The sequence below is a fragment of the Escherichia sp. KTE52 genome (genome assembly GCF_000408325.1).
Classification (GTDB): Bacteria; Pseudomonadota; Gammaproteobacteria; order Enterobacterales; family Enterobacteriaceae; genus Escherichia; species Escherichia marmotae.
Map to the genome: position 1 here is coordinate 372,762 of NZ_KE138676.1, position 25,917 is coordinate 398,678.

At 48.0% G+C, this 25,917-nt stretch carries 30 protein-coding genes and 1 tRNA gene; 14 read left to right on the top strand and 17 right to left on the bottom strand.

Translation table 11 applies throughout. The annotated features are described in order from the left end of the window. Nucleotides 1–156: 156 nt before the first annotated feature. A tRNA-Ser gene (locus A1SC_RS19415) sits at nt 157–244 on the bottom strand. 232 nt (nt 245–476) lie between these two features. On the opposite strand from A1SC_RS19415, the gene ghrA reads away from it, so the two are divergent. From ghrA to A1SC_RS19395, 4 genes are all read left to right on the top strand, one after another. Beyond that, nucleotides 477–1,415 (top strand): glyoxylate/hydroxypyruvate reductase GhrA, encoded by a 939-nt coding sequence (gene ghrA / locus A1SC_RS19410; protein WP_000351274.1) that lies wholly within the window; start codon nt 477–479, stop codon nt 1,413–1,415. 54 nt (nt 1,416–1,469) lie between these two features. Next, nucleotides 1,470–2,207, top strand: a complete 738-nt coding sequence (gene ycdX / locus A1SC_RS19405; RefSeq protein WP_000283676.1) for a zinc-binding phosphatase — start codon at nt 1,470–1,472, stop codon at nt 2,205–2,207. Between the two features lie 23 nt (nt 2,208–2,230). Next, nucleotides 2,231–2,785 (top strand): molecular chaperone YcdY, encoded by a 555-nt coding sequence (ycdY, locus tag A1SC_RS19400; RefSeq protein ID WP_001516162.1) that lies wholly within the window; start codon nt 2,231–2,233, stop codon nt 2,783–2,785. 101 nt (nt 2,786–2,886) lie between these two features. Beyond that, nucleotides 2,887–3,378, top strand: coding sequence for a DUF1097 domain-containing protein (locus A1SC_RS19395; RefSeq protein WP_010377210.1), 492 nt, complete (start codon nt 2,887–2,889; stop codon nt 3,376–3,378). A gap of 50 nt (nt 3,379–3,428) precedes the next feature. Here A1SC_RS19395 and csgG read toward each other — a convergent pair whose 3' ends face one another. The 4 genes from csgG to csgD are packed head-to-tail and all read right to left on the bottom strand — an operon-like array spanning nt 3,429 to nt 5,775. Continuing rightward, the gene (gene csgG, locus A1SC_RS19390) at nt 3,429–4,262 is read right to left on the bottom strand and encodes a curli production assembly/transport protein CsgG (protein WP_001189334.1); all 834 of its coding nucleotides are present in this window, start codon (nt 4,260–4,262) and stop codon (nt 3,429–3,431) included. Between the two features lie 26 nt (nt 4,263–4,288). Beyond that, nucleotides 4,289–4,705: a curli production assembly/transport protein CsgF gene (gene csgF, locus A1SC_RS19385; protein WP_001264092.1), complete on the bottom strand. Its 417-nt coding sequence runs from the start codon at nt 4,703–4,705 to the stop codon at nt 4,289–4,291. A gap of 25 nt (nt 4,706–4,730) precedes the next feature. Then, entirely contained in the window at nt 4,731–5,120 is a 390-nt protein-coding gene (gene csgE / locus A1SC_RS19380) for a curli production assembly/transport protein CsgE (RefSeq protein ID WP_000833232.1), read from the bottom strand. 4 nt (nt 5,121–5,124) lie between these two features. Beyond that, nucleotides 5,125–5,775 (bottom strand): biofilm master transcriptional regulator CsgD, encoded by a 651-nt coding sequence (gene csgD, locus A1SC_RS19375; RefSeq protein ID WP_000481523.1) that lies wholly within the window; start codon nt 5,773–5,775, stop codon nt 5,125–5,127. A 755-nt stretch (nt 5,776–6,530) separates the two neighbouring features. On the opposite strand from csgD, the gene csgB reads away from it, so the two are divergent. From csgB to clsC, 6 genes are all read left to right on the top strand, one after another. Beyond that, nucleotides 6,531–6,986: a curli minor subunit CsgB gene (gene csgB / locus A1SC_RS19370; RefSeq protein ID WP_001516164.1), complete on the top strand. Its 456-nt coding sequence runs from the start codon at nt 6,531–6,533 to the stop codon at nt 6,984–6,986. Between the two features lie 40 nt (nt 6,987–7,026). Further along, complete coding sequence (gene csgA / locus A1SC_RS19365; protein ID WP_000771420.1) at nt 7,027–7,488, top strand: curli major subunit CsgA; 462 nt, start codon at nt 7,027–7,029, stop codon at nt 7,486–7,488. Nucleotides 7,489–7,546: 58 nt separating this feature from the next. Continuing rightward, nucleotides 7,547–7,879, top strand: a complete 333-nt coding sequence (csgC, locus tag A1SC_RS19360) for a curli assembly chaperone CsgC (RefSeq protein ID WP_000992824.1) — start codon at nt 7,547–7,549, stop codon at nt 7,877–7,879. Nucleotides 7,880–8,000: 121 nt separating this feature from the next. Continuing rightward, nucleotides 8,001–8,312, top strand: a complete 312-nt coding sequence (locus A1SC_RS19355) for a type 1 fimbrial protein (protein ID WP_000489594.1) — start codon at nt 8,001–8,003, stop codon at nt 8,310–8,312. Nucleotides 8,313–8,406: 94 nt separating this feature from the next. Then, nucleotides 8,407–8,940 carry an O-acetyl-ADP-ribose deacetylase gene (ymdB, locus tag A1SC_RS19350; RefSeq protein ID WP_016261898.1) on the top strand — a complete coding sequence of 178 codons (534 nt, stop codon included), beginning with the start codon at nt 8,407–8,409 and terminating at the stop codon, nt 8,938–8,940. Continuing rightward, on the top strand, nt 8,882–10,363 hold the full coding sequence (gene clsC, locus A1SC_RS19345) for a cardiolipin synthase ClsC (protein WP_016261899.1): 1,482 nt from the start codon (nt 8,882–8,884) through the stop codon (nt 10,361–10,363). The genes ymdB and clsC overlap by 59 nt, the downstream gene beginning before the upstream one ends. A gap of 7 nt (nt 10,364–10,370) precedes the next feature. Here the strand turns inward: clsC and mdoC are convergent, their stop codons facing one another. Next, nucleotides 10,371–11,528 (bottom strand): glucans biosynthesis protein MdoC, encoded by a 1,158-nt coding sequence (gene mdoC / locus A1SC_RS19340; RefSeq protein WP_001516166.1) that lies wholly within the window; start codon nt 11,526–11,528, stop codon nt 10,371–10,373. A gap of 393 nt (nt 11,529–11,921) precedes the next feature. Between mdoC and mdoG the strand changes: the two genes are divergently transcribed. The 3 genes from mdoG (at nt 11,922) to A1SC_RS19325 (ending at nt 16,358) form a co-directional block, all read left to right on the top strand. Next, nucleotides 11,922–13,457: a glucans biosynthesis protein MdoG gene (gene mdoG, locus A1SC_RS19335; RefSeq protein ID WP_010377222.1), complete on the top strand. Its 1,536-nt coding sequence runs from the start codon at nt 11,922–11,924 to the stop codon at nt 13,455–13,457. Beyond that, nucleotides 13,450–15,993, top strand: coding sequence for a glucans biosynthesis glucosyltransferase MdoH (mdoH, locus tag A1SC_RS19330; RefSeq protein ID WP_010377224.1), 2,544 nt, complete (start codon nt 13,450–13,452; stop codon nt 15,991–15,993). Before mdoG ends, mdoH begins: the two co-directional genes overlap by 8 nt. Before the next feature lie 137 nt (nt 15,994–16,130). Next, nucleotides 16,131–16,358, top strand: a complete 228-nt coding sequence (locus A1SC_RS19325) for a YceK/YidQ family lipoprotein (protein ID WP_001211026.1) — start codon at nt 16,131–16,133, stop codon at nt 16,356–16,358. On the opposite strand, the gene A1SC_RS19320 is transcribed toward A1SC_RS19325, so the two are convergent. From A1SC_RS19320 to lpxL, 3 genes are all read right to left on the bottom strand, one after another. Continuing rightward, nucleotides 16,359–16,733, bottom strand: coding sequence for a MysB family protein (locus A1SC_RS19320; protein ID WP_001516169.1), 375 nt, complete (start codon nt 16,731–16,733; stop codon nt 16,359–16,361). An 82-nt stretch (nt 16,734–16,815) separates the two neighbouring features. Next, on the bottom strand, nt 16,816–18,042 hold the full coding sequence (mdtG, locus tag A1SC_RS19315; protein WP_000075038.1) for a multidrug efflux MFS transporter MdtG: 1,227 nt from the start codon (nt 18,040–18,042) through the stop codon (nt 16,816–16,818). Nucleotides 18,043–18,219: 177 nt separating this feature from the next. Continuing rightward, entirely contained in the window at nt 18,220–19,140 is a 921-nt protein-coding gene (gene lpxL / locus A1SC_RS19310; protein ID WP_001516170.1) for a kdo(2)-lipid IV(A) lauroyltransferase, read from the bottom strand. A gap of 223 nt (nt 19,141–19,363) precedes the next feature. Between lpxL and A1SC_RS19305 the strand changes: the two genes are divergently transcribed. Further along, a complete protein-coding gene (locus A1SC_RS19305) occupies nt 19,364–20,416 on the top strand; it encodes an oxygen-dependent tRNA uridine(34) hydroxylase TrhO (protein WP_016261900.1) in 1,053 nt (350 codons plus the stop codon). A gap of 41 nt (nt 20,417–20,457) precedes the next feature. Here A1SC_RS19305 and A1SC_RS19300 read toward each other — a convergent pair whose 3' ends face one another. The 8 genes from A1SC_RS19300 to A1SC_RS19270 form a co-directional block, all read right to left on the bottom strand. After that, nucleotides 20,458–21,033, bottom strand: a complete 576-nt coding sequence (locus tag A1SC_RS19300; RefSeq protein WP_016261901.1) for a YceI family protein — start codon at nt 21,031–21,033, stop codon at nt 20,458–20,460. A 3-nt stretch (nt 21,034–21,036) separates the two neighbouring features. Then, a complete protein-coding gene (locus tag A1SC_RS19295; RefSeq protein ID WP_010377234.1) occupies nt 21,037–21,603 on the bottom strand; it encodes a cytochrome b in 567 nt (188 codons plus the stop codon). Nucleotides 21,604–21,864: 261 nt separating this feature from the next. Then, entirely contained in the window at nt 21,865–21,978 is a 114-nt protein-coding gene (locus A1SC_RS22840; protein ID WP_016261902.1) for a YceO family protein, read from the bottom strand. Between the two features lie 48 nt (nt 21,979–22,026). Further along, complete coding sequence (gene solA, locus A1SC_RS19290; RefSeq protein ID WP_016261903.1) at nt 22,027–23,145, bottom strand: N-methyl-L-tryptophan oxidase; 1,119 nt, start codon at nt 23,143–23,145, stop codon at nt 22,027–22,029. A 114-nt stretch (nt 23,146–23,259) separates the two neighbouring features. Further along, complete coding sequence (gene bssS / locus A1SC_RS19285; protein WP_000414435.1) at nt 23,260–23,514, bottom strand: biofilm formation regulator BssS; 255 nt, start codon at nt 23,512–23,514, stop codon at nt 23,260–23,262. Between the two features lie 275 nt (nt 23,515–23,789). Beyond that, a complete protein-coding gene (gene dinI, locus A1SC_RS19280) occupies nt 23,790–24,035 on the bottom strand; it encodes a DNA damage-inducible protein I (RefSeq protein ID WP_001217758.1) in 246 nt (81 codons plus the stop codon). Nucleotides 24,036–24,109: 74 nt separating this feature from the next. Then, on the bottom strand, nt 24,110–25,156 hold the full coding sequence (gene pyrC, locus A1SC_RS19275; RefSeq protein WP_016261904.1) for a dihydroorotase: 1,047 nt from the start codon (nt 25,154–25,156) through the stop codon (nt 24,110–24,112). A 106-nt stretch (nt 25,157–25,262) separates the two neighbouring features. Continuing rightward, a complete protein-coding gene (locus tag A1SC_RS19270) occupies nt 25,263–25,823 on the bottom strand; it encodes a lipoprotein (RefSeq protein WP_016261905.1) in 561 nt (186 codons plus the stop codon). Nucleotides 25,824–25,917 lie beyond the last annotated feature (94 nt).

Consider the following 25,917-nt stretch of genomic DNA (forward strand, 5'->3'; position numbering starts at 1 on the left):
TTTGTGGGGCGGATAAGACGTTCATGCCACATCCGGCATGAACAAAGCGCACAGTGTCAACAATCTGAGAACCCCGGCCGGGGTTTCTCATCCCCCCCGGTGTATGCAATATGCGAAAAAAAAGCCCGTACTTTCGTACGAGCTCTTCTTAAAATATGGCGGTGAGGGGGGGATTCGAACCCCCGATACGTTGCCGTATACACACTTTCCAGGCGTGCTCCTTCAGCCACTCGGACACCTCACCAAATTGTTGTTCCTGTCTTGCTGGAACGGGCGCTAATTTAGGGAAATCATGGCCTGAGGTCAACAAACTTTTTAAAAAAATCGCGCGTTTATTCAAACTTCAATCAATATGCAGTTTTAATAAGCGAAATCTGCTTTTTTTGCCACCGACTGCTGATTTGTTATGCTGGTGGTCTTTGTAGATCATAACGATAAGTGCGAATAAATTTCGCTCAGATTTTTCGGGAGTCAGTATGGATATCATCTTTTATCACCCAACGTTTGATACCCAATGGTGGATTGATGCGCTGGGGAAATCGCTTCCACATGCAAGAGTCAGAGCATGGGAAACCGGCGATAATCATCCTGCGGATTATGCTTTGGTCTGGCATCCTCCGGTCGGGATGCTGGCAGGGCGTGACCTTAAGGCGGTGTTCGCGTTGGGTGCTGGTGTTGATTCGATTTTGAGTAAATTACAGACACACCCTGAAATGCTGAAACCGTCTATTCCGCTTTTTCGCCTGGAAGATACCGGTATGGGCGAGCAAATGCAGGAGTACGCAGTGAGCCAGGTGTTGCACTGGTTTCGGCGCTTTGACGATTATCGCGAGCAACAAAATGCTTCGCTTTGGCAACCACTGCCTGAATATCACCGGGAAGATTTTACTATCGGCATTCTGGGGGCTGGTGTATTGGGCAGTAAAGTCGCACAGAGTTTGCGAACCTGGCGCTTTCCATTGCGTTGTTGGAGTCGCACTCGTAAATCCTGGCCTGGTGTTCAAAGCTTTGCCGGAAGCGAAGAGTTGCACGCATTTCTGAGCCAATGCCGCGTATTGATTAATCTTCTACCGAATACCCCCGAAACGGCCGGCATTATTAATCAACAATTATTAGAAAAATTACCGGATGGCGCGTATCTCCTGAATCTGGCGCGTGGCGTTCATGTAGTAGAAGATGACCTGCTCGCGGCGCTGGATAGCGGTAAGGTTAAAGCGGCGATGCTGGATGTTTTTAATCGTGAACCCTTACCGTCGGAAAGTCGGCTCTGGCAACATCCACGTGTGACAATAACACCACATGTTGCAGCCATTACCCGACCTGCTGAAGCGGTGGAGTATATTGCACGCACCATTACGCAACTTGAACGAGGGGAGACTGCTAGCGGGCAGGTCGATCGCGCTCGAGGCTACTAATAAAGCTTCCGGATTCCTGCTATCCTTGGCGGTAATTGAATACAGGAGAGAGTTATGTATCCCGTCGACCTTCATATGCATACCGTTGCCAGTACGCATGCATATAGCACATTAAGTGATTACATTGCCCAGGCCAAACAGAAGGGCATTAAACTTTTTGCGATCACCGATCATGGCCCGGATATGGAAGATGCACCGCACCATTGGCACTTCATTAATATGCGTATCTGGCCGCGAGTGGTCGATGGGGTAGGGATCCTGCGTGGAATCGAAGCCAACATCAAAAACGTTGATGGTGAAATTGACTGCAGCGGCAAAATGTTTGAGTCGCTGGATTTGATCATTGCTGGTTTTCATGAACCAGTTTTTGCACCACATGATAAAGCCACTAACACGCAAGCGATGATCGCGACTATTGCCAGTGGTAATGTGCATATTATAAGCCATCCGGGGAACCCCAAATATTCCATAGATTTTAACGCTGTTGCCGAAGCAGCGGCTAAATATCAGGTGGCGCTGGAAATTAATAATTCCTCATTCTTACATTCGCGTAAGGGCAGTGAAGAAAACTGCCGTGCAGTGGCTGCGGCGGTGCGCGATGCCGGTGGCTGGGTCGCGTTAGGATCGGATTCTCACACCGCGTTTACCATGGGGGACTTTGCAGAGTGTCGTAAAATCCTCGACGCGGTTGATTTTCCGCAAGAGCGTATTCTGAATGTTTCACCGCGCCGCTTACTGAACTTCCTTGAATCTCGCGGTATGGCACCAATTGCAGAATTTGCTGATCTTTAATTGTTATTAACGGAAATAAATTAATGAACGAGTTTTCTATCCTGTGTCGTGTACTGGGTTCGCTCTATTACCGCCAACCACAGGACCCTTTACTGGTTCCGCTGTTTACCTTGATTCGTGAAGGAAAACTGGCGGCGAACTGGCCGCTGGAACAGGATGAATTACTGGCGCGCTTGCAGAAAAGCTGTGATATGGCGCAAGTATCTGCCGATTACAATGCACTATTTGTCGGAGATGAATGCGCAGTTTCGCCTTATCGCAGCGCCTGGGTTGAGGGTGCCACAGAAGCAGAAGTGCGTGCTTTTCTTTCCGAACGCGGGATGCCGTTAGCGGATACGCCAGCGGATCATATCGGTACTTTATTGCTGGCAGCTTCCTGGTTGGAAGATCAGTCAACAGAAGATGAAAGCGAAGCGCTGGAAACACTGTTCAGCGAGTATCTGTTGCCCTGGTGCGGCGCATTTCTCGGTAAAGTTGAGGCCCATGCGACCACGCCGTTCTGGCGTACCATGGCACCGCTGACCCGCGATGCCATTAGCGCAATGTGGGATGAACTTGAGGAACAGTCAGAAGAATAAATGTGACTCATGTCACTTATAACTGCAATCTATAATTTGCCGTTGCATAAAATGTGTGCTCGATCTCATTCAATTTCGCGTTTTCTGCTATTATGCGCGGCATGAACATACTTCTCTCTATTGCAATCACAACAGGCATTCTCTCCGGTATCTGGGGATGGGTGGCTGTTTCTCTTGGCTTACTTAGCTGGGCGGGTTTCCTGGGCTGCACGGCCTACTTTGCCTGTCCACAGGGTGGTTTGAAAGGACTGGCAATCTCCGCTGCAACGTTGCTGAGTGGCATGGTGTGGGCGATGGTTATTATTCACGGTAGTGCGCTGGCACCACATCTGGAAATTCTCGGTTATGTCATAACGGGGATTGTGGCTTTTCTGATGTGTATTCAGGCTAAACATCTGTTGTTGTCGTTTGTCCCTGGTACATTTATCGGCGCATGTGCGACGTTTGCCGGGCAGGGGAACTGGAAGCTGGTTTTACCCTCTCTGGCGCTTGGGTTGGTGTTTGGCTACGCGATGAAAAACAGCGGTCTTTGGCTGGCAGCGCGCGGTGCTAAGTCCGCTCAGCGAGAGCAACAAGTCAAAAATAAAGCGTGAGGAGCACTCACGCTTTAGATTGAATAGTAAAGAGCCAGCTTTTTTATGTATCAGGATTCCGGCGGTACTGATAAGTGGCGGTATTTCACCAGAATGTCATTCTGCCGTTCTGCTTTATTCTGCAAATCCCACAGGCCACGGTCGATACCGTCGTTAATCAGGAAGATAACGCCTGTTTCGATGGCTGACATCAGGCACAGCATAACCGGCTCGTTAGAGGTATAACCCACTTCCCCTTCCAGTAACCGTTGGTAGTCAATAAAGCGGAAGACACCCGCCTGGACTTCATAGGAAAGGATTGTCTTACTGGTGTTCACCGAAGAAAGGATCTCGCCGGTACTCACATTGACGACGCGCAGGTTCACGGCGATCTGATCAAGTTGGTATTGCGTGTCTGCACCAATACCAAAGTATCTCGCCCCAACACCGCCCGATTTGACGTTGCTTTCATAACCAATAATTGAGCCTTCAACCATGATATTGGCTGCGGTCAGCGATTGAAGCGGGATTCGGTTGTTTACCGCTACAGTACCGTTTTCCTGTGCTGCACGAATAATCTTGCGTTCGTTGAGCAGGTTTTGTAGGCCCTGACGCTCCAGCGGTATAAACCAGCGAGAATCTTTCAATGCCGTGACCAGCATCGCGGTGGCGCTTTGCGGAACAGCAGTGGAGAAGTTACTCGCCGGGTAGGCTTTAAATTGCCCGGTTTCGTCCTGAATGTTGTATACCGAAACAAAGATCTTACCCGTTGGTGCAGGTAAATGGGTCAAATCTTTATAGCTCTGGGCTCGAGGCATTAATGTTGGCTTGGCGGCTTCTTTTGGTGGGGCGGTTAAGCATCCGCTCAGCAACATGACGGCAACCAAAACAAATAAGCGCTGCATGATTAATTTCCTTATGAAGCTGTGGCTTAAAAATCGGTTGAGTTATTTTGTAAACCCGACACTTCAATAGTCGAAGTTTGTCCGGTTTTACGATCTGTCACGTTCAACTGCAATTGACCATCGCGGTTGGCAATATCGATAATATATTCGTTAGTCACCATTCGGCCCGGTTTGCCAGTGTTAATATTCGACAGCAGGCCACCTAAAATTTGTGACTGAATAGCCTGGGTGAAGTTATCCAGCGCTGATGGTGTTTCAATGCCAAAGTCATCGTTATAGCTGGGATCTTTATATGAGTTCTGTGCCTGGGCGCTATTTAATAAAAAAGCGCCGTTATTCGGGTTGCCACCAAAGTTTGGGTTGCGGAACTGAAAGGTCATAGTTCCAGCCCAACTTAATGGAGAAATAAGCATGAGTAGAACTACTGCATGTTTGACACGCATTGCAGCCTCCTGACAAATTTTTTATTTAGAATTCATCATGCGCCAAATCGCCCGTACCCAATAACGCTTGATTTATCTGGCGACGATTTAGTGCTTCTTCAGTTTGTATCAGTGCAAAGACGACAGTTTTCTCGAAGTCTCTTTTCAACGGGAATAAAAATGTCTGGAAAATAACGTCCTGATTCACCGTTATTGTGATCCAGCTTCCCCATCGTGCACTGGGTCTTTCATTAATCGTTAAATTACCGGTGTAGTCACTTTCCCATTTATCACTAAAGGCACGGTAAAAATCGTGCCCAATAGATGAAACAGTATGGTCAGTTAACAATCCCGGTACTTCTACCTCAACGGCGTGAACATTGCCCGCAGCGAAGAGAAGTTCTGCTGCTACAATCCAGCATAAATAACGTTTCATGGCTTTATCGCCTGAGGTTATCGTTTGCCCATGAGACCGCTTGTGTTCGGTTTTTTACAGCTATCTTCTTGAAAAGATTATAAAGATGCGTTTTAACCGTATTTTCGCTGATGAACAGCGAACGAGCAATCTCGTTATTGGAGGCGCCGATACGCAGCTTATTAAGGATCTCTTTTTCCCTATGAGTAAGGAGGGCAGATTCCGTGCTGTTATAACGATAGTTACCGGAATGTGTAATCAGGTAACTGGCAAGCTTTTGCGTAAAGTAGCATTCACCACGTAAGACGCCTTGCAACCCATTGACTACGCGTTCTTGATCCTCCATGGCGTAAAAAACACCATTGATATGTGGCCAGTTTTCAATGTCGCGGTACGGATAATCATCTGGGGTATTTAACAACATTGTTTTAATGTTGTTGTGTTTTCTGCTTAATGTATCCTGCCAGTAATGAATGAGCTTTTTATCTGCTTCCATCATATCCAACAGAATAATGCAGCCAGAAGATATATCGTCCAGAGAACGTTGAATATTATGCAGTTTTCCTGTGATTGCCAGCGATTGTTTTAAATGCTGCAATAACGCTGTCGCCTGCAAGGAAGGTTTAGTGATCAACAGTAAAGTATGACCATGAACACTATGGACTTCATTAAACATGATGAAACCCCGCTTTTTTTATTAATCGCACACCTGACAGCTACCTCTAAAAATAGAGGCACCAGAAGTACTGACAGATGTTGCACTGCTGTGTGTAGTAATAAATCAACCCTAAATGGGTAAAATATAAAACTAATGGATTACATCTGATTTCAATCTAGCTATTACAAATCTTAAAGCAAGTGTTAAACGTGTAACAAAATGTAATCTGCCATTTAAAAATGTTAACACTGCGGGGTGGTTAAGTTTAGAAATGATAGAAAAGTTGTACATATAGCTTTTATTGCACAATTTTAAAAAGTCATACAAATAACGCTAAGTCCATAATTATGCATATAAAATTTATTCCCACATAGTCCTTTTGTTGCGCGGAAATTTCTTAATTTTTCGGAGGTTCTCCCTGGACAAATTTTTGCTGCAAAAAGACGATGTTTGTCACGGCTTGTTGAACAGACATATCGACGTAATCTTCTCGACTTGTGCAGAGAGGCCGTCCGTTGAATTTTTGCGGTCAAAAAATAGCAATTTAAAAGTAAACAAAATATTTTTACGTAAATAACAGCGTATTTACGCGAGTTTTAATACTTTGGTATGAACAAAAAAAGAAAAATACAACGCGTGGGTGAGTTATTAAAAATATTTCTACAGACATACTTTCCATCGTAACGCAGCGTTAACAAAAAGCGGTTTGCGTTAACAACCAAGTTGAAGTGATTTAAATTTCTTTAATGTACGACCAGGTCCAGGGTGACAACATGAAAAACAGATTGTTATTTATGATGTTAACAGTACTGGGTGCGCCTGGGATTGCAGCCGCGGCAGGTTATGATTTGGCTAATTCAGAATATAACTTTGCGGTAAATGAATTGAGTAAGTCTTCATTTAATCAGGCAGCCATAATTGGTCAAACTGGCGCTAATAATAGCGCGCAGTTACGGCAGGGAGGCTCTAAACTTTTGTCGGTTATTTCGCAAGAAGGTAATAGTAACCGAGCCAGGATTGACCAGAAAGGAGATTATAACCTTGCGTATATTGACCAGACGGGCAATGCCAACGATGCCAGTATATCGCAAGGCGCATATGGTAATACTGCAATGATTATCCAGAAAGGTTCTGGTAATAAAGCAAATATTACTCAGTATGGTACTCAAAAAACGGCAATTGTAGTGCAGAGACAGTCGCAAATGGCTATTCGCGTGACACAACGTTAATTTCCATACGACTTTTAAATCAATCCGATGGGGGTTTTACATGAAACTTTTAAAAGTAGCAGCAATTGCAGCAATCGTATTCTCTGGTAGTGCTCTGGCAGGTGCTATTCCTCAGTACGGCGGCGGTGGCGGCGGCAACCACGGTGGTGGCGGCAATAACAGCGGCCCGAATTCAGAGCTGAATATTTACCAGTACGGCGGCGGTAACTCTGCTGTTGCATTGCAGGCTGATGCCCGCAACTCCGATCTGACTATTACCCAGCATGGCGGCGGTAACGGCGCTGATGTTGGACAAGGTTCTGATGACAGCTCAATCGATCTGACTCAGCGTGGTTTCGGTAACAGCGCTACTCTCGATCAGTGGAATGGTAAAGATTCTACTATGACCGTTAAACAGTTCGGTGGTGGTAACGGTGCTGCTGTTGACCAGACTGCATCTAACTCCAGCGTCAACGTAACTCAGGTTGGCTTTGGTAACAACGCGACTGCTCATCAGTACTAATACAGAATTTGTATGACAGAAACAGGGCGTAAGCCCTGTTTTTTTTCGGGAGAATAGTATGAACGCGTTATTACTTCTCGCGGCGCTTTCCAGCCAGATAACCTTTAATACGACCCAGCAAGGCGACATGTACACCATTATCCCTGAAGTCACCCTGACACAATCTTGCCTGTGTCGGGTACAAATATTGTCTCTGCGCGAAGGCAGTTCTGGGCAAAGCCAGACGAAGCAAGAAAAGACCCTCTCAGTGCCCGCTAATCAACCCATTGCTTTGACAAAATTGAGCTTAAATATTTCCCCGGACGATCGAGTGAAAATAGTTGTTACTGTTTCTGATGGACAGTCACTGCATTTATCACAACAATGGCCGCCATCTTCAGGAAAGTCTTAATGCGTTGATATATTGAGCATAAAATGAATCGGGAGAGAATGGTCTGATGCGAATCGGCCAACCTGACAGTATGGATAACAGCAACCCTCAAGGATGATTAATCATTGAGGAAATAGAATAAATGTTCAGACCATTTTTAAACTCTCTTATGCTCGGCAGTCTGGTTTACCCTTTTATTGCCATCGCAGGCAGTAATGCACAAGGTGGCGTGATCTATTTTCGTGGTCAAATTGTAGAACCGACATGTGATGTCAGTACTCTTCAGGCACCACCAGAAATGACCTGTATGCAGAATGGTTCGGTTCCGGACAAAACCTATTCCAGCAAAGAGTTGATGAGCGGTAACGTCAAAAATCCGCAAATTGCCTCAGTAAAAGTGCAGTACCTTGATGAGCAGAAAAAGCTGGCTGTGATGAACATCGAATATAACTAAGTTTCTGAGCAACTCACGTTGCTGACAACAAAAATGCGATTTCCCTAAAAGCCCTGCTGTACACTTAAGGAACAAGATGGTGTAAGGAGGCGTTATGAAATCGCGTATTCATGTTGTGCAGGGTGATATTACCAAACTGGCCGTTGATGTTATTGTTAATGCGGCAAATCCATCATTAATGGGGGGCGGCGGTGTTGATGGCGCTATTCATCGCGCTGCTGGTCCGGCCTTGCTGGATGCTTGTTTAAAAGTTCGTCAGCAACAGGGCGATTGCCCTACGGGACATGCAGTCATTACTCTTGCAGGCGATCTTCCTGCCAAAGCAGTTGTGCATACCGTTGGGCCAGTCTGGCGCGGGGGCGAACAAAATGAAGACCAGTTATTGCAGGATGCCTATCTCAATAGTCTGCGACTGGTGGCTGCGAACGGTTATTCGTCAGTGGCTTTTCCTGCCATTAGCACTGGTGTATATGGTTACCCGCGTGCTGCTGCGGCTGAAATAGCTGTAAAAACCGTTTCGGAATTTATTACCCGTCACGCTTTACCTGAGCAAGTATACTTTGTCTGTTATGATGCAGAAAACACCCACCTCTACGAAAGACTCCTTACCCAACAAGGAGATGAATGATTTGCCCCGGCTGGCGAGCGCGGTGCTGCCGTTGTGCTCGCAACATCCTGGAAAATGCGGCATTTTCCCTCTTGATAAAAGCCTGGATGCGTTTGCCGCAAGATATTATCTGGCGGAAATGGCGGAACATACGCTGGATGTTCAGTACTACATTTGGCAGGACGATATGTCGGGGCGGTTGCTGTTTTCCGCCCTGTTAGCCGCAGCGAAGCGTGGCGTTCGCGTCCGGTTGTTGCTCGATGACAACAATACCCCCGGGCTTGATGACATTTTACGCTTGCTCGATAGTCACCCGCGTATTGAAGTCCGGCTTTTCAATCCTTTCTCGTTTCGTTTGTTGCGCCCGCTTGGCTATATCACCGATTTTTCCCGCCTCAATCGCCGTATGCATAATAAAAGTTTTACCGTTGATGGTGTGGTAACGCTGGTGGGCGGGCGAAACATTGGCGACGCTTATTTTGGTGCGGGGGAAGAGCCGCTTTTTTCTGATTTAGATGTCATGGCAATTGGGCCAGTAGTTGAGGACGTTGCCGATGATTTCGCCCGCTACTGGTATTGCAAATCGGTTTCACCGTTGCAGCAGGTGCTGGATGTTCCCGATGGCGAAATGGCTGACCGCATTGAGCTACCTGCGTCCTGGTACAACGACACCGGGACACATCGCTATTTGCGCCAAATGGAGTTAAGTCCTTTTATAAATCAACTGGTTGACGGGACATTGCCGCTAATCTGGGCAAGAACGCGTTTATTAAGTGATGATCCCGCGAAAGGGGAGGGCAAGGCAAAACGCCATTCACTGCTGCCGCAACGTCTGTTCGATATCATGGGCTCACCCAGCGAACGTATTGATATTATCTCTTCCTATTTTGTGCCAACGCGCGCGGGAGTGGCGCAGCTTTTACGAATGGTGAGAAAAGGGGTCAAGATAGCTATCTTAACCAATTCACTTGCCGCTAACGATGTCGCTGTCGTTCATGCCGGGTATGCCCGCTGGCGCAAAAAATTGCTCCGCTATGGCGTTGAATTATATGAACTGAAGCCGACGCGGGAACAGAGCGGAACGCTGCACGATCGCGGTATAACCGGGAATTCTGGCGCAAGTCTGCATGCCAAAACGTTTAGTGTCGATGGCAAAATAGTGTTTATTGGCTCATTCAATTTCGATCCGCGTTCAACGCTGCTCAATACTGAAATGGGCCTGGTGATAGAGAGTGAAACGCTGGCGCAATTAATCGATAAACGCTTTATGCAGAGTCAGTATGATGCGGCCTGGCAGCTCCGTTTGGATCGTTGGGGAAGGATCAACTGGGTCGATCGTCATGGGAAGGAAGATATTATCCTCAAAAAAGAACCCGCAACCAGTTTCTGGAAGCGGGTTATGGTCAGACTGGCGTCAATATTGCCCGTAGAATGGTTATTATAAACGTGGCTTAACGGGCTGGCGCTTTATCATTCTCACGCTTCACGTTCGGTTTGCCAGAGAATAAAAACTTCAGCAACGGAATGCGTAAATGAATTTCGTACAGAATTATCGCAATCCCTATCACAAATATCAGACCGCAGAGAAAACCAAGCCAATTTGAGGTGATATGCGGGGTGATGTATGCGCCGAAAAAGAGCGTTAACGGGTGGTGAACCAGGTAGATAAACAGCGACGCGTTGACAAAATAAGTTACCCGTGCCGACTGAAAATTAAGCAGGCGGTGGCCGAAGGAGAAGACCACATTAACCATCCACAGTCCGAGCACCATCGTGATCACCGACTCAGTTTCATACATCCATGCATCGCCACTGCCGTAACGTTGATTGAGCAAATAAGCCATAAATGCCAGTGCTGCCGCGAGGGTACAGCCGCGAGATGGGGTGGTAAACAAAGCTTTAAGGTTAGGAAAAATGAAAGCCAGTGCACCGAGAATAAAGAACGGCATATAAAACAGCGTCTGCATGAAAATAAAATTGAACATGCCATCGCTTAAAATGGGCGGATAAATGATAAATAGTGTTCTTCTTATTGCTGCATAGCCAACACCCAGACAGAAAAATAATATCGATAGCTTAACCATCGAGAAAGATTTATTCGCCTTATCTGAATTTTCTAAATTATTTCTGATGCGCTTAAATATCCACACGCACAGTGTCGTCATAACGACCAGCACCAGTAAAAACCACAGATGCGAGACTAATTCCCAGGCCAGAGTATTATATTTGTCATACAATGATAGCCCAGGCCAGCTTTCCGCTTTGCCTTTGACATATTGCAGCATAATGAATTGTGGCAAGGTGAGCAGGGGAATTGCCGTTAACATCGGGATACCTACGCGCTCAACGCGCACTTTCCACCATTTTTTCAATGGGTAGCGCAAAAACAGCATGTAGGAAAAATACCCGGAAATAACGAAAAATACCTGCATACGGAAGGCGTGGATAAAATCGTTAAAAAGCGTCAGCCACCATGATGGTTCTGCGCTATTCACATGCCAGGTGTGGCTTGAATAAATTAAAGAAATATGAAAAGGGATCCCTAACAACATCAACCATGCGCGGATGGAGTCGAGGAAATATTCACGCTGCGCGGGTACTGGATTCATATATGGTTAACTAATCTCGGATTTTTCGTCTTATCCCGACCGGGTAATGCCTTTAGGCTTTTGCCGTAGCGACACCGACCTGGCCACATGTGGCGCAGATTTCAAGTGTGTTTTTATGCGGCATAACCGCTACCACGAACCAAAATGGAAGCGCCTGTAAGACGGTTGATAAATAAATTTGCTGGCAAACCCTACACGAACTCGCTCCTTCTGTCTTTAGGAGAAGCACGGAAAGTGAAAACGGTTGCAATCAGGTGCTTAATCCATGAGCCGGTACGCCGAATAATACCGGGATTCTGTTGTCGGAATGGCTGGTTATCCATTAAAATAGATCGGATCGATATAAGCACACAAAGGGGGAAGTGCTTACTTATTATGAAACATAAACTACAAATGATGAAAATGCGTTGGTTGAGCGCTGCAGTAATGTTAACTCTGTATACATCGCCAGGCTGGGCCTTCAGCATTGACGATGTCGCAAAGCAAGCTCAATCCTTAGCCGGGAAAGGCTATGAGGCACCTAAAAGTAACTTGCCCTCCGTTTTCCGCGACATGAAATACGCGGACTATCAGCAGATCCAGTTTAATCATGACAAAGCCTACTGGAACAATCTGAAGACCCCATTCAAGCTCGAGTTCTACCATCAAGGTATGTACTTCGACACGCCGGTCAAAATCAACGAAGTCACCGCAACGGCAGTAAAAAGAATCAAATACAGTCCGGATTATTTCACTTTCGGTGATGTTCAGCATGACAAAGACACGGTAAAAGACCTTGGCTTCGCCGGTTTTAAAGTGCTTTACCCGATCAACAGCAAAGATAAAAACGATGAAATTGTCAGCATGCTCGGGGCCAGCTATTTTCGCGTGATTGGCGCAGGTCAGGTTTACGGTCTTTCTGCCCGTGGCCTGGCAATTGATACCGCTTTGCCATCCGGTGAAGAATTTCCGCGATTTAAAGAATTCTGGATCGAGCGTCCAAAACCGACTGACAAACGTTTAACGATTTATGCGCTGCTTGATTCGCCGCGTGCGACAGGCGCTTACAAGTTCGTTGTTATGCCGGGACGTGACACGGTTGTTGATGTGCAATCGAAAATTTACCTGCGCGATAAAGTCGGCAAACTGGGCGTTGCACCGTTAACCAGTATGTTCCTGTTCGGGCCGAATCAGCCATCTCCGGCGAATAACTATCGTCCGGAATTGCACGATTCTAACGGCCTTTCTATCCATGCTGGTAACGGTGAGTGGATCTGGCGTCCGCTGAACAACCCGAAACATCTGGCGATCAGCAGTTTCTCGATGGAGAACCCTCAAGGTTTCGGTCTACTGCAACGCGGCCGCGATTTCTCCCGTTTTGAAGATCTCGACGATCGTTATGATTTGCGTCCTAGCGCCTGGGTAACGCCGAAAGGGGAGTGGGGTAAAGGCAGCGTTGAGCTGGTAGAAATTCCAACCAACGATGAAACCAACGATAACATCGTCGCTTACTGGACACCGGATCAGTTGCCGGAGCCGGGCAAAGAGATGAACTTTAAATACACCATCACCTTCAGTCGTGACGAAGACAAACTTCACGCGCCTGATAACGCCTGGGTGCAGCAGACGCGCCGTTCAACGGGCGATGTAAAGCAGTCGAACCTGATTCGCCAGCCTGATGGCACTATTGCCTTTGTGGTCGATTTCACCGGCGCAGAAATGAAAAAACTGCCAGAGGATACGCCGGTCACCGCGCAAACCAGCATTGGCGATAATGGTGAGATTGTCGAAAGCACGGTGCGTTATAACCCGGTTACTAAAGGCTGGCGTCTGGTGATGCGTGTGAAAGTGAAAGATGCCAAGAAAACCACTGAAATGCGTGCTGCGCTGGTGAATGCCGATCAGACGTTGAGTGAAACCTGGAGCTACCAGTTACCTGCCAATGAATAAGACAACCGAGTACATTGACGCAATGCCCATCTCTGCAAGCGAGAAAGCGGCATTGCCGAAGACCGATATCCGCGCTGTTCATCAGGCGCTGGATGCTGAACACCGGATCTATGCGCGGGAGGATGACTCCCCACAAGGCTCGGTAAAGGCACGTCTGGAACAAGCCTGGCCTGATTCGCTTGCTGATGGACAGTTAATTAAAGACGACGAAGGACGCGACCAGCTTCAGGCAATGCCGAAAGCAAAACGCTCCTCTATGTTTCCCGATCCGTGGCGAACTAATCCGGTAGGGCGATTCTGGGATCGTCTGCGTGGGCGCGATGTGACGCCGCGCTATCTGGCCCGGTTGACCAAAGAAGAGCAGGAAAGTGAGCAAAAGTGGCGTACTGTCGGGACAATCCGTCGTTACATCCTGCTTATCCTGACGTTGGCGCAAACTGTTGTCGCCACCTGGTACATGAAGACGATTCTGCCGTATCAGGGATGGGCGTTGATTAATCCGGTTGATATGGTTGGTCAGGATCTGTGGGTTTCCTTTATGCAGCTCCTGCCTTATATGCTGCAAACCGGCATTCTGATCCTCTTCGCTGTTCTTTTCTGTTGGGTGTCTGCCGGGTTCTGGACGGCGCTGATGGGCTTCCTGCAGTTACTTATTGGTCGCGATAAATACAGTATATCTGCGTCAACCGTTGGTGATGAGCCGTTAAATCCGGAGCATCGCACGGCATTGATCATGCCTATTTGTAATGAGGATGTGAACCGCGTCTTTGCAGGCTTGCGCGCAACGTGGGAATCGGTAAAAGCCACCGGCAATGCTCAACACTTTGATGTCTATATTCTGAGTGACAGCTACAACCCAGACATCTGTGTGGCAGAACAAAAAGCGTGGATGGAGCTGATCGCTGAAGTCGGTGGCGAAGGTCAGATTTTCTATCGCCGTCGCCGTCGTCGCGTGAAGCGTAAGAGCGGTAATATCGATGACTTCTGCCGTCGCTGGGGCAGTCAGTACAGCTACATGGTGGTGCTGGATGCCGACTCAGTGATGACCGGTGATTGCTTGTGTGGTCTGGTGCGCCTGATGGAAGCCAATCCGAATGCCGGGATTATCCAGTCTTCACCGAAAGCGTCCGGTATGGATACGTTGTATGCGCGCTGCCAGCAGTTTGCTACCCGTGTCTATGGGCCATTGTTCACTGCCGGTTTGCACTTCTGGCAACTCGGTGAGTCGCACTACTGGGGGCATAACGCGATAATCCGCGTGAAACCGTTTATCGAGCATTGTGCGCTGGCACCGCTGCCTGGTGAAGGATCATTTGCTGGTTCAATTCTTTCGCATGACTTTGTGGAAGCCGCACTGATGCGCCGTGCAGGCTGGGGGGTATGGATTGCTTACGATCTTCCTGGCTCTTATGAAGAGTTGCCGCCTAATCTGCTTGATGAGCTAAAACGTGACCGCCGCTGGTGCCACGGTAACTTGATGAACTTCCGTCTGTTCCTGGTGAAAGGGATGCACCCGGTACACCGCGCGGTGTTCCTGACAGGTGTGATGTCTTATCTTTCCGCACCGCTGTGGTTTATGTTCCTCGCGCTTTCTACCGCATTGCAGGTAGTGCACGCGCTGACCGAGCCGCAATACTTTCTGCAACCACGGCAGTTGTTCCCGGTGTGGCCACAGTGGCGTCCTGAACTGGCTATTGCGCTGTTTGCCTCGACCATGGTGCTGCTGTTCCTGCCGAAGTTGTTGAGTATTTTGCTCATCTGGTGCAAAGGGACGAAAGAGTATGGCGGCTTCTGGCGCGTGACGTTATCGTTGTTGTTAGAAGTGCTGTTCTCCGTGTTGTTGGCACCGGTACGCATGCTGTTTCATACGGTATTCGTGGTCAGCGCCTTCCTCGGTTGGGAAGTGGTGTGGAATTCACCGCAGCGTGATGATGACTCCACTTCCTGGGGCGAAGCGTTTAAACGCCACGGCTCTCAGTTATTGCTGGGGTTAGTGTGGGCGGTCGGTATGGCGTGGCTGGATCTGCGTTTTCTGTTCTGGCTGGCACCGATTGTCTTCTCGTTGATCCTGTCACCGTTTGTTTCGGTGATCTCCAGCCGTACAACCGTTGGTTTGCGCACGAAACGCTGGAAACTGTTCCTGATCCCGGAAGAGTATTCACCGCCGCAGGTACTGGTCGATACCGATCGTTTCCTTGAGATGAACCGTCAACGTTCTCTCGACGATGGCTTTATGCACGCGGTGTTTAATCCGTCGTTTAATGCCCTGGCAATGGCAATGGCCACCGCGCGTCACCGCGCCAGTAAGGTGCTGGAAATCGCCCGCGATCGCCACGTTGAACAGGCGCTGAACGAGACGCCAGAGAAGCTGAATCGCGATCGCCGCCTGGTGCTGTTGAGCGATCCGGTAACCATGGCACGCCTGCATTTCCGTGTGTGGAATTCCCCGGAGAAATATTCTTCATGGGTGAGTTACTACGAAGGGATAAAGCTGAATCCACTGGCATTACGTAAACCGGATGTGGCTTCGCAATAAAGCGTAGTTACCTGCAATATATTGAATTTGCAAGGTTTCGTAGATCGGATAAGGCGTTCACGCCACATCCGGCAAAAACAACGAGCCAATAAAAATACCGGCGTAATGCCGGTATTTTTTTACAGAAGAGGGTACGAATGCGTTTCATTTTGGTAGGCATCATGGTTGCTTTGCTGAGTGGTTGTGGCAGCATCATCAGCCGCACCATACCGGGGCAGGGGCATGGCAATCAATATTATCCAGGTGTGCAATGGGATGTGCGTGACTCCGCATGGCGCTATGTCACGATCCTTGATCTTCCATTCTCTTTAGTCTTTGATACCTTACTGCTGCCGATCGACATTCACCACGGAGCATATGAGTAATTAACGTTCATCCCACTCATCGGCTGCTGTGCGCCCTTCTTCGGTATCCAGCGGAGGCTCAAGCTGGAATTCGCCTTCGTCCCATTCATGCAGAGTATTTTCTTCCTGCCATTCCTGGCGGATTTCAATCTCATCATAATCGCCATCAAATATGCTCTGTGCGGCTTCTCCACTGAACATTGGCAGGCATTCACCTTCTTCGCCTTCATCGGCGTAAAACTCAACCTGCCACATAATGTCGCCATCTTGCAGAATGTATTTTTGGACATTGAACTGTTGCACATTCGCTTCTTCGGCGTCGATGCCGGGATTGTCAGCAAGAAATTCTTCGCGTGCGGCATCAATGGCTTCTTCAAGCGTTGCGTACATAGTCATCACGATTCTCCCTTTGATTTGATGAGGTATTCAGGGAAAGAATAGCTGATTCTCCGCTTTTGCAAGTATGAAAGGCGAAAAATCAGTTCGATACCTGGGGGAATCGGCGGCGACGCAGGCTGTTCCAGGAATAGACAGCGTTAAACAGAACGACTCCGGCAGTAACCAGAAATACTGCCCGGAAGCCATAGTTTGCTGAGATAGCGGCCCCCATCAATGGCCCCGTAACGTTGCCAATATCACGAAACGACTGGTTATAACTGAAAATGCGACCGGCGATTTGGTTGGTCGAATTGTAAACCAGCAGCGTCTGTACGGCGGGGAGCAAAGCACCATCTGCAGCACCGAGTAAAAACCGTAAAATCCCCAGTTGCAATGGCGTCTGGACATAAGACATTGGGATCAACAGCAGTACAGAAAAGATCAGCGCAGTTATCAGAATCTTTTCTGGTCCGATTCGATCGCCAAGTTTGCCGAGTCGTGGTGCGCTAAGTAGAGCTGCCACGCCGGGGACTGAGGCGATCATCCCGCTGATAAACGCGATATTACTGACGTTGCCGGCCAGTTCGCGGACATACAGCGTCAGGATTGGGGCGATTGAACCGGTGGCAATCTGGATAATTAACGTCGTGACAAACAGGCTGAGTACCAGTTTTGGGTTTTTAAGTGACGTTACGACTTCCCGCATGTGCAGCATCTCTTTTTTGCTGACCGGTTGGAATTTTTCTTTGATACAAAATAGGGTGACAAAAAAACAGAGTAGCAGCACGCTAGCGGTGATAAAGAACACCGGACGTAAGCCGTAGCTATCCGCGAGCAGACCGCCAGCCATTGGGCCGAGCAACGCGCCACTAACCCCACCGGTAGAGAGTGTCCCCAGCGCCCAGCCGCTTTTGTTGCGTGGGACCTGGGTGGCGATTAAGGCGTTGGCGTTGGGAACAAATCCACCGAGCAGCCCCAGTAGCGCCCGCAGGATCAGGAACTGCCAGATATTTTGCGCCAACCCCATCAACACCATCACGATGCCCATCCCGAGAGCCGAGCGCAATAGCATAATTTTTCGGCCTTTGCGATCGGCAAGCCCGCCCCAAAACGGGGAGGCGATAGCAGAAAATAAAAAGGTAATACTGAAGACAATTCCGGACCACATATTCAGCTCACTGTGACCGGTGACGCCAAGTTGCTCAACGTAGAGGGGTAAGAACGGCATCACCAGACTGAAGGCGGCGCCGGTGAGAAAACAACCTAGCCAGGCAACGATCAGGTTTCGTTTCCAGTTTATGGAGGTGTCATTATCAGAGGGTGACATAGCAATCCGCTGTTGGTGCGCCAGGCGCGGTGAACATAAGAAGAAAAAATAAGCACACTAATTATGCGCCTGACTTATAGGTGGTGCAACGCAGAGAGCTTTTATCGCTAAATCAGGGGATTTGATGCTGACAGGCCGGATGTGATGCAGGCATCTTATCCGGCCTGTGAATATGTATTAATAGCGAGAAGGTACGCCTTGCGGGCGCGTTTTAAAGCGACGATGCAGCCACATGTACTGTTCCGGCGCCATCATGATGCATTTTTCTACCACTTTATTCATCCACGCAGCGGTGGTTTCAGCGTTATCCAGCGGAGGTGAACACTCTGGCGGCAGCATGATCAATTGATACCCTTTGCCATCTGGCTTACGACGCGGAACAAACGGCACCAGACACGCACCAGACATTCTGGCCAGCATCCAGGTGCCGCTGGTGGTCGCCGCCTGTTCAACGGCAAACAGCGGCACAAAAACACTTGAGCGTGGACCGTAATCGTGATCTGGTGCATACCAGACCACTTCGCCTTTCTTCAGTGCTTTAATCATTCCTTTTAAATCTTTGCGATCGAGCATCGATTTATTCGAACGCAGACGCCCCCAGGTTTGCAGCCAGTCGATCAATGGATTATCGTTCGGGCGATAGACACCGATACCCGGTTCCTGCATACCAAATTGCCTTGCGCCCAGTTCCAGAGTCAGAAAATGGATGCCAACTAACAGGATGCCGCGCTTTTGTGCCTGCACGTCACGGATATGTTCCATGCCGATCACTTCTGTCCAACGGGCAACCCGACGGTCCGGCCAGAACCATGCCATGCCAGTCTCCATCAGCCCCATGCCAACGGATTCGAAATTCTTCACCACCATTTCACGGCGTTCCTGTTCACTCATCTCCGGGAAGCACAGTTCCAGGTTGCGGTGCACAATTTTGGCGCGTCGTTTCATAAAACGTAACGCCAGTCGTCCCGCCGCGATGCCGAGGCGGTAGATAATTGGGTAGGGTAACTGAACGACCAACCAAAGTACGCCAATACCCAACCAGGTTAACCAATAACGCGGATGAAGCAGTGCGGTGGAGAACTTGGGTAGATTCGTCATATCAATCCTGTCTTTCAACCTATACGGGCAATTGTATGTATTGTCGCATTTTTTCGTCCGCAACCAAAATTTGTGACCGGGGATTGGGTGAAATTGCCGCGCATGTAAACCATTATTAATTTTTAATGTGCAAATGTAGCGTAAAATGTGTGGATGTTAATTATCGATAATTGCTATATGATGCCGCGGATTTTTACTTACCCACCCGCAGGAACCGTACACCATGCCAGTGTTACACAACCGCATTTCTAATGACGCGCTGAAAGCCAAAATGCTGGCCGAGAGCGAACCACGCACCACCATGTCGTTCTATAAATATTTCCAAATTGCCGATCCCAGGGCGACCCGCGATGCTTTATATCAGCTATTTACTGCGTTGAATGTCTTTGGGCGGGTCTATCTGGCACGTGAAGGGATCAACGCACAAATCAGCGTACCGGCGAGCAACGTAGAGACATTTCGCGCACAGCTTTATGCTTTTGACCCTGCTTTAAACGGATTACGTCTGAATATTGCGCTGGATGATGACGGGAAATCCTTCTGGGTGCTGCGCATGAAAGTCCGCGAACGAATTGTTGCCGATGGTATTGACGATCCTCAATTTGACGCCAGTAACGTCGGGGAATATCTACAAGCGGCGGAAGTGAACGCCATGCTTGACGATCCAGATACGCTGTTTATCGACATGCGCAACCACTATGAATACGAAGTGGGGCATTTTGAAAACGCGCTCGAAATTCCGGCTGATACCTTCCGTGAGCAACTGCCGAAAGCGGTTGAGATGATGCAGGCGCATAAAGATAAAAAAATCGTGATGTACTGCACCGGTGGTATTCGTTGCGAAAAGGCCAGTGCCTGGATGAAACATAGCGGATTCAATAAAGTCTGGCATATCGAAGGCGGCATTATTGAATACGCCCGCAAAGCGCGGGAACAAGGTCTGCCGGTCCGCTTTATTGGTAAAAATTTCGTTTTTGATGAGCGGATGGGGGAGCGCATCTCTGATGAAATTATCGCGCATTGTCATCAATGTGGCACACCGTGCGACAGCCATACCAACTGCAAAAATGATGGTTGCCACCTGCTGTTCATTCAGTGTCCGGCGTGCGCCGAGAAATTCAAAGGCTGTTGTAGTGAGATTTGCTGTGAAGAAAGCGCGTTACCGCCAGAAGAACAGCGACGTCTCCGTGCCGGGCGGGAAAATGGCAATAAGATCTTTAATAAATCACGTGGATGCCTGAACACGACACTGGTTATTCCTGATCCAACAGAATAAACATTCGTGCCGGATGCGTGTCATCCGGCAACATCTCAGCACTACTTCTGTTGTATGCCTTCAACTGAAATAATCAGATCAACTTCCTGCGAAGCCGCGCCTAAATCTGTCTTGATATTGAAGTCTTTTAGCTTAATTTTCCCTTCAGCCTCAAAACCCGCACGTTTACCGCCCCACGGATCGTCGCCCTGGCCAATCAATTTCGCTTCCAGCGTTACTGGTTTGGTCACGCCATTCAGCGTCAGATCACCAGTAATATCCAGCTCGTCACCGTTTTTCTTCACGCTGGTGGAGGAGAAGGTTGCCTGCGGATATTTTGCTGTATTAAGGAAATCCGCGCTGCGGAGATGTTTATCGCGCTCGGCGTGATTGGTATCAACACTGGTGGTGTTAATAGTCACATTCACTTTATCGGCTACAGGATCCTTTTCATCAAACGTAAATGTACCGTCGAAATCTTTAAATGTGCCGTACAACCAACTGTAACCCAGATGCTGGATGCGGAAATTGACAAAGGCGTGCTGGCCTTCTTTGTCAATTTTATAATCGGCGGCGATAGCTGAACCGGCAGAGAACATCAGTGAAGCGAAGGTTAAACCAAGCAGGCTTTTTTTCATTTTTTAAACTCCATAGTCAGATGACGATTTTCCCAGCATGCGCTTCAGGGTGTCGTCTTTATCGATGAAATGATGCTTCAGAGCCATAAATCCGTGCATAACGGACAGAACGACCACGCTCCACGCCAGCCAAAAATGCAGGGCACCGGCTAAGTCAGCCTGCGCGCCAGTATCGGCAAGGGTTGCGGGAACGTCAAACCAGCCAAAAACGCTGATCGGTTTGCCATCGGCGGTAGAGATCAGATAGCCACTGATGCCAATGGCGAAGAGCAAGAGGTATAGCGCAAGATGTCCAGTCTTTGCACCAAGACGAGTCATAAGCGAATAATTTTGCAACGGACCTGGCGGTGGGGATATGACACGCCACAGAATACGAACAACCAGCCCCATCATTAACAGAATACCGATGCTTTTATGCAGTTCTGGTGCTTTGTGATACCAGCCATCGTAATAACTGAGCGTTACCATCCACAGACCCAAAGCAAACATGCCATAGACAATGATTGCACTTAGCCAATGAAAGGCTGTTGATATAACGCCATAGCGTTCAGGGGTATTTGTAAGTGGCATAAGGGCATCCGAAACATATTTGCGAGAGAATGAAAATGGCGTGTCGGAGAATGAATTGCAACTTAAAAATAACAATTCGAATGATATTTATTTTTATTTCAATAATTTTGATTTAATAATGAAGAGATCTTCATAAGTTTAGTTGTTTCAGGATGAGTGAAATCTGGTGAATGCGGTTATTGCAGGAATAAGCTTATTCAAATTTTCACACCAAATGAAAGAGATATTAAATATTTGTCAATTTATGTCAGTGATTACGGGTTAGAAATAAAATACATAGATGAGATCCATAATCGCCAGCAGTGACCAAAGAACAAGATAAAGCACGAAGTGTTCGCGAATATTATTGATGAGATAGTTCACCAAACGACGCATTAAAAAACTCCTGTAAAAACGGCCTCATTTTGGAGGCCGTAATGATGATTATTGGAAGCGGGAAAGTCTGAATGGCGTCAAATCAAAATTGCTTTTTTTGTCTTGTGCAAAGTCAGCGGCTATTTCCCCTAAAACCGACGCAAATTTAAAGCCGTGCCCACTCAGGCCGGTAATCAGCAGCGTATTATCGTGACCGGGCAGGGTATCGATAATAAAATCTTCGTCAGGCGAATTATCATAGGTGCAGGAAGCGCCGTACAGGCAGCAGCCAATACCTGGCAACACCTGGCGCAAGAATGGGAAGGCTTCAGAACCGTCGCTGGTAATTTCCGCAAATGGAACTCGTTCATCCGCGGAATGAATCACCTGACCACCGTTATGTTTACCAATCTTCAGAGCGTCATTTTCGGCAGGAAAACCGTAATATTGATCGCCATTGGGCAGTTCGCCAGTAAACGCCGGAAATTTATTTTTAATGCTATAACGACCATCTGCCTGATACCAGGCAAATACTTTGCGTACTGGCTGAATCGGGAGTTCTGGTAGCAGGTCTTTTACCCAGGTTCCCGCGCAGACGATCGCTTTCTTTGCCTGATACTCGCCATCAGCCGTTGTAATGGTTACGCCGTTGTCATCATGGTGAATAGCGGTGACCGGGCAATTAAACAGTTGCGCGCAGCCAGCTTCATTCGCCAGTTTGATCCAGGTTTTAATCGCCAGTTCACTGCGCAAAAAGCCGGAATCAGCTTCAAATAAGCCGATGTAGTTGTCCGGGACGCGTATTTCCGGCCAGCGGGCCATAATCGCTTGCGCATCCAGTTTTTCGACGTTGAGTTGCCACTGTTCCGCACTGTGGGCAACGTTGGTGAGGAATTTGGAGTCAGATGGACCAAGGTTGATGACGCCAGAGCGCACAAAAATAGGGTCTTCTTCGTTGTAATGGGAGAGTTCATCCCACAACGTTTGCGCGCGAAGCACTAACGGAACATATTTTTCGCCTTCACCATAAGCATGGCGAATTAATCGCGTATCACCGTGGTGACTGCCGTGTTGATGTGGTGGCATATGGGCGTCGGTCATCAGCACTTTCAAACCGGCCTGGGTGGCATAATACCCGGCTGCAGCACCTACGGAACCGCTGCCAATAATGATGAGATCGTATTTCATTTTTTTCTCTCTGCTCTCATGGTACAAGCAGAGTAATTAAGTGAATGCAGATATACAACCCAGAAATGGTAAAGGCACCGGTCAGGTGCCTTTTGGGTGGATGGTCATGTCATGTTAATGACGCCGATACTCATTTACATGGAAATCACCAGATTCAATTTTGGCGATTCCTGCTTCTAATATCGAAATAAATTGTCTGGCAACATCAGTAGTTAACCAGAGTGTCTGACCAACTTCAGTCCCTTCCTGCTCGGACTTATTTGGGGTCTGGTAGTGCAAACGCAACATCAGCGCATCATAGCTATCAACGGTGCTGATGTCCCACCCTACGAGCGGATGAGTCTGAATGACTTCATTGTTTTTTTCCATCATGGCCCCCTAATTCGTGTTACTAGACAACGTTATTCGAGGTTCAATGCGTTTTTATCTGAAGCAACTTCAGTATACCAATAAGTAAGGGTGTTCACCGAATTTTTAAAGGGGGAAAGAGATATTTTTTTGGTTTTAAGATTTATATGAACAATAAAACAGCATGTCATTCATATTTTTTTAGCATATTGTGCAATTATTTTGAGGAAGTGTAGAAGATTTGTACGCAAAATAAAAAAGCCGGGGCGACCCGGCAAAACAAACATTACTGCATATTATTCGCTAACGAACCAGTCATCTGCGCTTTCCCATGTTTCTTGCAGAATTTCGCTAATACGTTGTTTATCTTCTTTTGTCGCGCCAATAACCGATAAATTATTGGCTGAAGCATAACGAACAGACACATGGCTTTCGTTATCAGGAAACGCATACTGAATACGGCGGGAAAGTTCACCTGCCAGAGCGTCAATAGCCCCGGCAGGTAATGGAGAAGTTTTCGCGATGGTGACTTCAATTCTCATAATAGCCCCCTGTTAAATATACTGTTTATTTATACAGGTAAAATAACCTAATGACAACAGGGTGCTACGTTTTTTTATTGTTTAACTGTCCAGCGAACCGTTTCTCCGGCCAGGAATGGCACCAGCGTGTCGTCGGTCAGAGCGATGCTTTCAGCAACTTGTTGCTCTTCACGTACCAGTTCAATAAACGATTCGTTGACCGGTAAACCATAGAACTGCGGGCCGTTTAAAGAGCAGAACGCTTCAAAGTGCTGCAACGCATCCATTTCTTCAAATACAGTGGCGTAACTGCCCAGCGCCGTTGGTGCATTAAAACAGCCTGCACAACCGCAGCTACTCTCTTTGCGATGACGTGCATGTGGTGCGGAGTCAGTCCCGAGAAAAACGCGATTAAAGCCACTGGCGACCAGCTCACGCAGTGCCTGTTGATGCACATTACGTTTGAGAATGGGCAGGCAGTACAGGTGCGGACGTACACCGCCAACCAGCATATGGTTACGATTAAACATCAGATGCTGGGGGGTAATAGTAGCGGCCAGCAATTCATTACCGTCACGAACATATTCGGCAGCATCTTTAGTGGTGATGTGCTCAAAAACCACTTTCAGCGCAGTCAGGCGCTGGCGCAGTGGCTCCATAACCGTTTCAATAAAGCGGGCTTCACGGTCAAAAATGTCGATATCGGCGTGTGTAACTTCTCCGTGCACCAGCAGCGGCATGCCAATTTTTTCCATTCGCTCAAGTACCGGCATGATAGTGTCAACCGACGTCACACCGTGGCTGGAGTTGGTGGTAGCGTTTGCCGGGTAAAGTTTTGCCGCGGTGAACACGCCTTCGTTAAATCCACGCTCCAATTCATTGGGGGCCAGCGAATCTGTTAAATAACAGGTCATCAGCGGGGTGAAATCGTGTCCGGCAGGTATGGCGTCAAGAATACGCTGGCGATACGCTACGGCAGCTTCGACGGTCGTTATGGGCGGAGCCAGATTGGGCATAACGATGGCCCGGCCATAAGTTTTGCTGGTATACGGCACGACAGTTTTTAACATGTCGCCATCGCGGAGGTGAAGGTGCCAGTCGTCTGGGCGGCGGATCTTTAATACCTGGGATGGTGCAGTCATTAATCTCTATGCTCCGGCTGAAGGGATGTTTTTGCCGGACACAAAGGATAAGCGGAAACGTTTTCCTTTGCACGAAAAATAAAGGGCGCGAATGCGCCCTTCGTGTTTAATCAGTAAACGGAATGACAATTTCGCCAGGTTTCACCTCAATACCTTTCGCCAGTTTTTTCGCCATTGCTTCACCCTGACTACCATCTTCGCGCAGAATGTAAGCCGGTTGCTGGTTGAAGTAATTGCGTAGTGCCTGGTTCAAATAGGGAAGCAATGTTTGCATTACCGTTTGCATTTTTTCTGGCTGCACCGTTGTGTCGACCACTTCCATCTCTTTCAGGAAGATCGCGCCTTTTTCTTTATCAAACACCGGCAGCGCCTTCAGCTTCAGTTTCATGGTTGCTTTCTGGCTGCCGAAAAGAGAGTTCATATCCAGATTGGCATCACCGGTTAAGGTGATCTTATTTGGCTCTTCGCGGCCAATTTGACTGGCCAGATTTGTCAGAACGATATGGGCATCAGCCACACCGGGCAAACCGATATCTTTTGAGAAATTATTATGTTTCGCAAGCGACTGGTTAATTTCTTGTTCGCTAATCGTGTACTGGGTGAGTTGATTACAGCCAACGAGCAGGCCGCTGATGATCAATGCAGCGGCAAATAAAAACTTGTTCATGGTAGTCCTCGACATGAAATCTGCGTCAATATCCTGACACAACGCAGCATGTGTCACCAGCGTTAAACCCGCCAGCAGAAAAAACTGAAAACAG

Excerpts from the sequence above, each read along its gene's own strand:
- ghrA (WP_000351274.1), top strand. The coding sequence starts at position 477 with ATGGATATCATCTTTTATCACCCAACGTTTGATACCCAATGGTGGATT.
- ycdX (WP_000283676.1), top strand. The coding sequence starts at position 1,470 with ATGTATCCCGTCGACCTTCATATGCATACCGTTGCCAGTACGCATGCA.
- ycdY (WP_001516162.1), top strand. The coding sequence starts at position 2,231 with ATGAACGAGTTTTCTATCCTGTGTCGTGTACTGGGTTCGCTCTATTAC.
- A1SC_RS19395 (WP_010377210.1), top strand. The coding sequence starts at position 2,887 with ATGAACATACTTCTCTCTATTGCAATCACAACAGGCATTCTCTCCGGT.
- csgG (WP_001189334.1), bottom strand. The coding sequence starts at position 4,262 with ATGCAGCGCTTATTTGTTTTGGTTGCCGTCATGTTGCTGAGCGGATGC.
- csgF (WP_001264092.1), bottom strand. The coding sequence starts at position 4,705 with ATGCGTGTCAAACATGCAGTAGTTCTACTCATGCTTATTTCTCCATTA.
- csgE (WP_000833232.1), bottom strand. The coding sequence starts at position 5,120 with ATGAAACGTTATTTATGCTGGATTGTAGCAGCAGAACTTCTCTTCGCT.
- csgD (WP_000481523.1), bottom strand. The coding sequence starts at position 5,775 with ATGTTTAATGAAGTCCATAGTGTTCATGGTCATACTTTACTGTTGATC.
- csgB (WP_001516164.1), top strand. The coding sequence starts at position 6,531 with ATGAAAAACAGATTGTTATTTATGATGTTAACAGTACTGGGTGCGCCT.
- csgA (WP_000771420.1), top strand. The coding sequence starts at position 7,027 with ATGAAACTTTTAAAAGTAGCAGCAATTGCAGCAATCGTATTCTCTGGT.
- csgC (WP_000992824.1), top strand. The coding sequence starts at position 7,547 with ATGAACGCGTTATTACTTCTCGCGGCGCTTTCCAGCCAGATAACCTTT.
- A1SC_RS19355 (WP_000489594.1), top strand. The coding sequence starts at position 8,001 with ATGTTCAGACCATTTTTAAACTCTCTTATGCTCGGCAGTCTGGTTTAC.
- ymdB (WP_016261898.1), top strand. The coding sequence starts at position 8,407 with ATGAAATCGCGTATTCATGTTGTGCAGGGTGATATTACCAAACTGGCC.
- clsC (WP_016261899.1), top strand. The coding sequence starts at position 8,882 with ATGATGCAGAAAACACCCACCTCTACGAAAGACTCCTTACCCAACAAG.
- mdoC (WP_001516166.1), bottom strand. The coding sequence starts at position 11,528 with ATGAATCCAGTACCCGCGCAGCGTGAATATTTCCTCGACTCCATCCGC.
- mdoG (WP_010377222.1), top strand. The coding sequence starts at position 11,922 with ATGATGAAAATGCGTTGGTTGAGCGCTGCAGTAATGTTAACTCTGTAT.
- mdoH (WP_010377224.1), top strand. The coding sequence starts at position 13,450 with ATGAATAAGACAACCGAGTACATTGACGCAATGCCCATCTCTGCAAGC.
- A1SC_RS19325 (WP_001211026.1), top strand. The coding sequence starts at position 16,131 with ATGCGTTTCATTTTGGTAGGCATCATGGTTGCTTTGCTGAGTGGTTGT.
- A1SC_RS19320 (WP_001516169.1), bottom strand. The coding sequence starts at position 16,733 with ATGACTATGTACGCAACGCTTGAAGAAGCCATTGATGCCGCACGCGAA.
- mdtG (WP_000075038.1), bottom strand. The coding sequence starts at position 18,042 with ATGTCACCCTCTGATAATGACACCTCCATAAACTGGAAACGAAACCTG.
- lpxL (WP_001516170.1), bottom strand. The coding sequence starts at position 19,140 with ATGACGAATCTACCCAAGTTCTCCACCGCACTGCTTCATCCGCGTTAT.
- A1SC_RS19305 (WP_016261900.1), top strand. The coding sequence starts at position 19,364 with ATGCCAGTGTTACACAACCGCATTTCTAATGACGCGCTGAAAGCCAAA.
- A1SC_RS19300 (WP_016261901.1), bottom strand. The coding sequence starts at position 21,033 with ATGAAAAAAAGCCTGCTTGGTTTAACCTTCGCTTCACTGATGTTCTCT.
- A1SC_RS19295 (WP_010377234.1), bottom strand. The coding sequence starts at position 21,603 with ATGCCACTTACAAATACCCCTGAACGCTATGGCGTTATATCAACAGCC.
- A1SC_RS22840 (WP_016261902.1), bottom strand. The coding sequence starts at position 21,978 with ATGCGTCGTTTGGTGAACTATCTCATCAATAATATTCGCGAACACTTC.
- solA (WP_016261903.1), bottom strand. The coding sequence starts at position 23,145 with ATGAAATACGATCTCATCATTATTGGCAGCGGTTCCGTAGGTGCTGCA.
- bssS (WP_000414435.1), bottom strand. The coding sequence starts at position 23,514 with ATGGAAAAAAACAATGAAGTCATTCAGACTCATCCGCTCGTAGGGTGG.
- dinI (WP_001217758.1), bottom strand. The coding sequence starts at position 24,035 with ATGAGAATTGAAGTCACCATCGCGAAAACTTCTCCATTACCTGCCGGG.
- pyrC (WP_016261904.1), bottom strand. The coding sequence starts at position 25,156 with ATGACTGCACCATCCCAGGTATTAAAGATCCGCCGCCCAGACGACTGG.
- A1SC_RS19270 (WP_016261905.1), bottom strand. The coding sequence starts at position 25,823 with ATGAACAAGTTTTTATTTGCCGCTGCATTGATCATCAGCGGCCTGCTC.